Origin of the sequence: Pseudomonas edaphica (assembly GCF_005863185.1) — a bacterium.
Lineage (GTDB): Bacteria > Pseudomonadota > Gammaproteobacteria > Pseudomonadales > Pseudomonadaceae > Aquipseudomonas > Aquipseudomonas edaphica.
The window spans coordinates 1-7,166 of the sequence record NZ_VBVZ01000313.1 but is presented as its reverse complement, the minus strand read 5'-3'; the positions used below and the strand labels follow the sequence as shown (position 1 = coordinate 7,166).

Sequence of the window (7,166 nt, the reverse complement as noted above, 5' to 3'; positions counted from 1 at the left end):
AGCCGGTTCACCGCCGAAATCCTCGGCGAGCGCCGCGAACTCTGCTGCCCGGGCTGTCAGGCAGTGGCCGAGGCGATTGTGGCCGGCGGGTTGCAAAGCTATTACCAGCACCGCAGCGAAGCCTCGGCCAACCCCGAGGCGCTGCCGGTGCAACTGGTCGACGAATTGGCGCTGTACGACCGCGCCGACGTGCAAAAACCCTTTGTGCGCCACGAAGACGATCTGGCCGAAACCACCCTGTTGATGGAAGGCATCAGCTGCGCGGCCTGTGGCTGGCTGATCGAAAAACACTTGCGCAGCCTGCCCGCCGTGGCCGAGGCGCGGCTGAACCTGTCCAACCATCGCCTGCACGTGCGCTGGGCCGATGGGCAATTGCCGCTGAGCCAGGTGCTCAGCGAACTGCGCCATATCGGCTACGCCGCCCACCCTTACCAGGCCGATCGCGCCGCCGAGCAATTGGCCAGCGAAAACCGCCGGGCCTTGCGCCAGCTGGGTGTGGCGGGGCTGCTGTGGTTCCAGGCGATGATGGCGACCATGGCGACCTGGCCGGAATTCAATATTGACCTGAGCCCGGAGTTGCACGTGATCCTGCGCTGGGTGGCGATGTTTCTGACTACGCCCATCGTGTTCTACAGCTGTGCGCCGTTCTTCAAAGGCGCCCTGCGCGACCTGCGCACGCGCCACCTGACCATGGATGTGTCGGTGTCCCTGGCGATTGGCGGCGCGTACCTGGCGGGCATCTGGACCGCCATAACTGGCACTGGCGAGTTGTACTTCGACGCGGTGGGCATGTTCGCGCTGTTCCTGCTCGCCGGGCGCTACCTGGAGCGCCGGGCACGTGAGCGTACGGCCGCCGCCACCGCGCAGTTGGTCAACCTGCTGCCGGCGTCATGCTTACGCCTCAAAAGTGATGGTCAGAGCGAGCGCATCCTGCTCAGCGAACTGGCCGTAGGCGATCGCGTACTGGTGCATCCAGGCGCCGTGCTGCCGGCCGACGGCGTGATTCTCGACGGCCAGTCGAGCATTGACGAGTCCCTGCTCACCGGCGAATACCTGCCGCAGCCGCGCAACGTCGGCGACGCGGTTACCGCCGGCACGCTCAACGTCGAAGGCGCGCTGACCGTCGAGGTGCGCGCCTTGGGGCATGACACCCGCCTGTCTGCCATCGTGCGCCTGCTGGAACGTGCCCAGGCCGAGAAACCGCGCCTGGCGCAAATCGCCGACCGTGCTGCTCAATGGTTTCTGCTGTGCTCGCTGATCGCGGCCGCGCTGATCGGCCTGCTGTGGTGGGAACTGGACGCGTCACGCGCATTCTGGATTGTGCTGGCGATGCTGGTGGCAACCTGCCCTTGCGCGTTGTCGCTGGCGACACCGACCGCCCTCACCGCCGCCACCGGCACATTGCACAAACTCGGGCTGTTACTCACTCGTGGGCACGTGCTGGAAGGCTTGAACCAGATCGACACGGTGATTTTCGACAAGACCGGCACCCTGACCGAAGGCCGCCTGGCCCTGCGTGCCATCCGCCCGTTGGGCACGTTGAACAGCGACGACTGCCTGGGCCTCGCCGCCGCGCTGGAAAACCGCTCCGAGCACCCGATTGCCCGCGCCTTCGGGCGTGCGCCGCTGGCCGCTGAGGATGTCCTGAGTTTCCCAGGCTTAGGCCTGGAAGGTCGTGTGGGCGAGCATCAATTGCGCATCGGCCAGCCGGGCTTTGTGTGCCAATTAAGCGGCTGCGCGATTCCCGCCTCGCCGGACGAAGCAGGCCAATGGTTGCTGCTGGGCGATCGTGAAGGCGCCCTCGCCTGGTTCGTGCTCGATGACCGCCTGCGCAGCGATGCGCCCGCCCTGCTGGCCGCGTGCAAAGCGCGAGGTTGGCGTACGCTGTTGCTGTCGGGTGACAGCTCGCCGATGGTCGCCAGTGTCGCGCTTGAGTTGGGGATTGACGAGGCCAAGGGCGGCTTGCGCCCCGACGACAAACTGCAGGTGCTGCACCAGTTGCACCAGCAAGGCCGCAAGGTGCTGATGCTTGGCGACGGCGTCAACGATGTGCCTGTGCTCGCCGCCGCCGATATCAGCGTGGCGATGGGCTCAGCCACCGACTTGGCAAAAACCAGTGCCGATGCCGTGCTGCTGTCCAACCGTCTCGACGCGCTGGTGCAGGCGTTTACCCTGGCGCGGCGCACGCGGCGGGTAATCATTGAAAACCTGCTGTGGGCCGGGCTGTACAATGGCCTTATGCTGCCGTTTGCCGCCCTCGGTTGGATCACCCCGATCTGGGCCGCGATCGGCATGTCCCTCAGCTCGTTGACCGTGGTGCTCAACGCCTTGCGCCTGACTCGGCTGCCGAGCACGCAGGCAAACAGTGCCACCTTAGTAACCCGCCCGCTGCCGGCTTGAGCCGCGTGGGCATGGAGTACCGATGCCAGCTCTCTACGTGATGATTCCGGCGGCGCTGCTGTTAGTCGGCGTGGCCATTTACATTTTCTTCTGGGCGGTGGACAGCGGCCAGTACGACGACCTCGACGGCCCGGCCCACAGCGTGCTGTTCGACGACCAGGACCCGAACCACCTGGCGGGCGTCGACGAAGCCAACCGGGCCGAGCAACCGCCCAAAGACCCACCCCATGCTTGAGCTGGCGCCACTGCTGGTCTCTGCCCTGATCCTTGGGCTGCTGGGCGGCGGCCATTGCCTGGGCATGTGCGGCGGACTGATGGGCGCGCTGACGCTGGCAATCCCCAAAGAACAACGCAGCCGCCGTTTTCGCCTGCTGCTCGCCTATAACCTGGGGCGCATCCTCAGCTACGCCGCTGCCGGGTTATTGATCGGCCTGGCCGGCTGGGCGGTGGCCAACAGCCCGGCGGCGATGTTCATGCGCGTGCTCGCCGGGCTGTTGCTGATCAGCATGGGCCTGTACCTGGCCGGTTGGTGGAGCGGCCTCACCCGTATCGAAAGCCTGGGGCGCGGCCTGTGGCGCTACGTACAGCCGGTCGCCAACCGTTTGCTGCCGGTGTCCAGCCTGCCACGCGCATTACTGCTGGGCGCGCTGTGGGGCTGGTTGCCATGTGGGTTGGTCTACAGCACGCTGCTGTGGGCGGCGAGCCAGGGTAATGCGCTGGACAGCGCAATGCTGATGCTCGCCTTTGGGCTTGGAACCTGGCCAGTACTGCTGGCGACTGGCTTGGCGGCGGAACGTGTCACGGCGGTGCTGCGCAAACGCAGCGTGCGTGTGGCCGGTGGCGTGCTGGTTATGCTCTTCGGCGTTTGGACGTTGCCAGGCCCGCATCAACACTGGCTAATGGGCCATTAAATCGCCATGTGGCATAGCGCCGCTCCCCGTTGATGCAAATCAAGATGGTACCTGCGGTGCGCCCCTAGACTCGGCTCACTAGCCAATCCCGGGGACCGCCCGCATGCTCGACGCCATTCGTTGGGACACAGATCTGATTCACCGCTACGACTTGGCGGGGCCGCGCTACACGTCCTACCCCACCGCCGTACAATTCGACAGCCAGGTCGGCACCTTCGACCTGCTCCACGCCCTGCGCGACAGCCGCAAGGCCGTACGGCCCTTGTCGCTGTATGTGCATGTGCCGTTCTGCGCGAACATCTGCTACTACTGCGCCTGCAACAAGGTCATCACCAAGGACCGTGGCCGTGCCCAGGCCTACCTGCAACGCCTGGAGCAGGAAATCCAGTTGGTGGCCTGCCACCTGGACCCGAAACAGCCCGTGGAGCAACTGCACTTCGGCGGCGGCACGCCGACTTTTCTCAGCCACGACGAACTGCGCCAGGTGATGACCCGCCTGCGCCAGCACTTCAATTTGCTCAATGATGATTCCGGCGACTACGGCATCGAGATCGACCCGCGTGAAGCCGACTGGGCGACCATGGGGCTGCTGCGCGAACTGGGCTTTAACCGCGTAAGCATCGGCCTGCAAGACCTTGATCCCGAGGTACAGCGTGCGGTCAACCGCCTGCAAAGCCTGGAAGAAACCCGTGCGGTGATCGATGCGGCGCGCACCCTGCAATTTCGCTCGATCAATATTGATTTGATCTACGGCCTGCCCAAGCAGACGCCGCTGAATTTTGCGCGCACCGTCGAAGAGGTGATCAACCTGCAACCGGATCGCCTGTCGGTCTTCAACTACGCGCACCTGCCCGAGCGCTTTATGCCGCAGCGGCGCATTAATGCCGACGATTTGCCCTCGCCGGAAGAAAAACTGCTGATGCTGCAAACCACCATCGAGCAGTTGACCCGTGCCGGCTACCGCTACATCGGCATGGACCACTTTGCCCTGCCGGATGACGAACTGGCCGTGGCCCAGGAAGAAGGCACGCTGCAGCGTAACTTCCAGGGCTATACCACCCACGGGCATTGCGATTTGATTGGGCTGGGCGTGTCGGCGATCAGCCAGATCGGCGACCTGTATTGCCAGAACAGCAGTGACCTCAATCACTACCAGAACGCACTGGCCGGCGCGCAACTGGCCACCAGCCGTGGCCTGGTCTGCACCACGGATGATCGTTTGCGCCGGGAAGTAATTCAGCAGTTGATCTGCAATTTCAGCCTGGCATTCGAGCGGATCGAACAGGCCTATAACATCGATTTTCGCGGCTATTTCGACGAACTCTGGCCACAGCTGGAGACAATGGCCGCCGACGGCCTGATCGAACTGGATGCCCACGGCATTCGCGTTTTACCGGCCGGGCGCTTGCTGGTGCGCTCGGTGTGCATGGTGTTCGATGCCTACCTGGAGCACCAGAACAGGCAGCGATTCTCGCGGGTGATCTAAGGGCAGCTACTTCATTGCCAGGGCAGCGGTCTTAGCTGCGTCGCTCGCGCTCATGTCTTTCATCGCCTTAGTCAAAGACGCCTGCATGCCAACCAAGCTGGCTTGTAAGGCGCTCAACGCACTTTGCAGACCGGAGAGGCGGGCTCGCATCTGATCAGGGCTGAGGTTTTTATCTGCCATCAGCGCAGCCATCTCAGCCTGCTTCTCGGCAATCTGCTTTTTGATCTCACGAATCATCTTCAGCAGATTCTTGACGTTATCCGCCAGGCCGCTGTCGTCGATATCGCTGTTGGAGGTTTTCTCATCCGCCGCAGCTTTCATCGCCGCGCCGGAAATTGTAACCGCCACACCTTCGACCGCCGCGGAATCAGCCTGCGGTGTCGAAGCGCTGTTGGTGTTGTCTGCCACCGCGTCCTTTTGGGGTTGTGGCGCGGCAGGAATACGAATACTTGAAGGATTGACACCCATGATGGAAGACATGGCTCTGGTCCACGGTTATTGAGTTGTGATCTTGTATCGACCCCGATACAAAAAGCTTTATATCTTTGCTGCTTTTTTGTACACGCTGGCCTCACAGTCCCCCGGTGCGTTACCCTTACGTCTTATGTGTGTTTTCCCACAAGGATTTAAGAAATGTCCGAGCCAGTTAAACTGCGCGCTCACAGCCAGGCTCACTGCAAGGATTGCAGCCTGGCCCCCCTCTGCCTGCCACTTTCGTTGAATTTGGAAGACATGGAAGCGCTGGACGAAATCGTTAAACGCGGCCGACCGCTGAAAAAAGGCGAGTTTCTGTTTCGCCAGGGCGACAAATTCGATTCTGTCTATGCAGTTCGCTCCGGCGCATTGAAGACCTTCAGCCTGAGCGACGGCGGCGAAGAGCAGATCACCGGCTTCCACCTGCCCAGCGAACTGGTCGGTTTGTCTGGCATGGACACCGAAATTCACCCGGTGTCGGCCCAGGCCCTGGAGACGACCTCGGTGTGCGAAATCCCTTTCGAACGCCTGGATGAATTGGCCCTGCAGCTGCCGCAACTGCGCCGCCAATTGATGCGGGTGATGAGCCGCGAGATCCGTGACGACCAACAGATGATGTTGCTGCTGTCGAAGAAAACCGCCGACGAGCGCATCGCCACGTTTTTGGTCAACCTGTCGGCACGCTTCCGTGCCCGTGGGTTCTCGGCCAACCAGTTCCGCCTGAGCATGTCGCGCAACGAAATCGGCAATTACCTGGGCCTGGCGGTGGAAACCGTGTCCCGCGTGTTTACCCGTTTCCAGCAAAACGAACTGATTGCCGCCGAAGGCAAGGAAGTGCATATCCTCGACCCGATCCAGCTGTGCGCGCTGGCCGGGGGCTCGCTGGAAGTCTGAGGCAGACACTTGCGGCCGCGCCAATCGGCAGGGCCGCAGGTATACTTCGAGTCCGTTTTCCGCTCCCAGGACTCTTCGACGATGACCTTCGATTCGTTCGACATCAAATCCCTGATCCGCCCCGTCATCGACTTCCCCAAGCCTGGGGTGATCTTTCGTGACATTACCCCGCTGTTCCAATCGCCCCGCGCCCTGCGCCTGGTGGCCGACAGTTTTGCCCAGCGTTACGTCGAGGCCGACTTTACCCACATCGGCGCGATGGATGCCCGTGGCTTCCTGATCGGTTCGATCATCGCCTACCAATTGAACAAACCACTGATCCTGTTCCGCAAACAGGGCAAGCTGCCCGCTGACGTGCTGGCCGAGGGTTACCAGACCGAATACGGCGAAGCCTTTCTCGAAGTACACGCCGACAGCCTGTGTGACGGCGACTCGGTGCTGATGTTCGATGACCTGATCGCCACTGGCGGCACCTTGATTGCCGCGGCGAACCTGGTGCGACGTATGGGCGCGAAGATCTTCGAAGCGGCGGCGATCATTGATCTGCCGGAGCTGGGTGGTTCGCAACGCCTGCAGGATATGGGCATTCCGACGTTTTGCCTGACGCAGTTTGGGTTGACCGAAGTTTAAAAGTTGCCTGGGCCGGCGTTATCGCAGGCAAGCCAGCTCCCACATTTTGATTTGCAAACACAGTCAAAGGTGGGAGCTGGCTCGCCTGCGATAGCGCCTGAAAGAACACCACTAATCACAACCCCATCTGCTTGCTGATGATCTCGTTCATCACCTCACGCGTGCCCCCGCCGATAGACAGAATGCGGTTATCCCGATACAGCCTCTCCACCAGGCTGCCACGCATATACCCCTGCCCACCCAGTATCTGCACCGCGTCATAGGTCACCCGATCCGCGGTATCAGTGGCCAGGTTCTTGGCCATGGAAATCTCCTTGATCACACTCTTGCCGGCCGCCATCTTCGCCGCCTGGCGGTAGGTGAACTCGCGG

The 7,166-nt window shown here is 62.2% G+C and carries 8 protein-coding genes; 6 read left to right on the top strand and 2 right to left on the bottom strand.

Annotated elements, in window-relative coordinates; all coding sequences use genetic code 11:
• From FEM54_RS19740 to hemN, 4 genes are all read left to right on the top strand, one after another.
• On the top strand, positions 1-2,400 hold a 2,400-nt coding region (locus FEM54_RS19740; RefSeq protein WP_138452584.1), incomplete at its 5' end, for a heavy metal translocating P-type ATPase.
• 22 nt (positions 2,401-2,422) lie between these two features.
• Positions 2,423-2,635, top strand: coding sequence for a cbb3-type cytochrome oxidase assembly protein CcoS (gene ccoS / locus FEM54_RS19735; protein ID WP_017134806.1), 213 nt, complete (start codon positions 2,423-2,425; stop codon positions 2,633-2,635).
• The gene (locus FEM54_RS19730; protein WP_017134805.1) at positions 2,628-3,311 is read left to right on the top strand and encodes a sulfite exporter TauE/SafE family protein; all 684 of its coding nucleotides are present in this window, start codon (positions 2,628-2,630) and stop codon (positions 3,309-3,311) included. Before ccoS ends, FEM54_RS19730 begins: the two co-directional genes overlap by 8 nt.
• Before the next feature lie 103 nt (positions 3,312-3,414).
• Positions 3,415-4,797, top strand: a complete 1,383-nt coding sequence (hemN, locus tag FEM54_RS19725; RefSeq protein ID WP_138452582.1) for an oxygen-independent coproporphyrinogen III oxidase — start codon at positions 3,415-3,417, stop codon at positions 4,795-4,797.
• A 6-nt stretch (positions 4,798-4,803) separates the two neighbouring features.
• Here hemN and FEM54_RS19720 read toward each other — a convergent pair whose 3' ends face one another.
• Positions 4,804-5,277: a prefoldin domain-containing protein gene (locus FEM54_RS19720; protein WP_170039244.1), complete on the bottom strand. Its 474-nt coding sequence runs from the start codon at positions 5,275-5,277 to the stop codon at positions 4,804-4,806.
• 153 nt (positions 5,278-5,430) lie between these two features.
• On the opposite strand from FEM54_RS19720, the gene fnr reads away from it, so the two are divergent.
• Entirely contained in the window at positions 5,431-6,165 is a 735-nt protein-coding gene (gene fnr / locus FEM54_RS19715) for a fumarate/nitrate reduction transcriptional regulator Fnr (RefSeq protein WP_056861531.1), read from the top strand.
• Between the two features lie 81 nt (positions 6,166-6,246).
• Positions 6,247-6,795 carry an adenine phosphoribosyltransferase gene (locus tag FEM54_RS19710; RefSeq protein WP_017134800.1) on the top strand — a complete coding sequence of 183 codons (549 nt, stop codon included), beginning with the start codon at positions 6,247-6,249 and terminating at the stop codon, positions 6,793-6,795.
• A 115-nt stretch (positions 6,796-6,910) separates the two neighbouring features.
• On the opposite strand, the gene FEM54_RS19705 is transcribed toward FEM54_RS19710, so the two are convergent.
• A partial coding sequence (locus tag FEM54_RS19705) for an acyl-CoA dehydrogenase family protein (RefSeq protein WP_276614682.1) occupies positions 6,911-7,166 on the bottom strand: 256 nt, incomplete at its 5' end.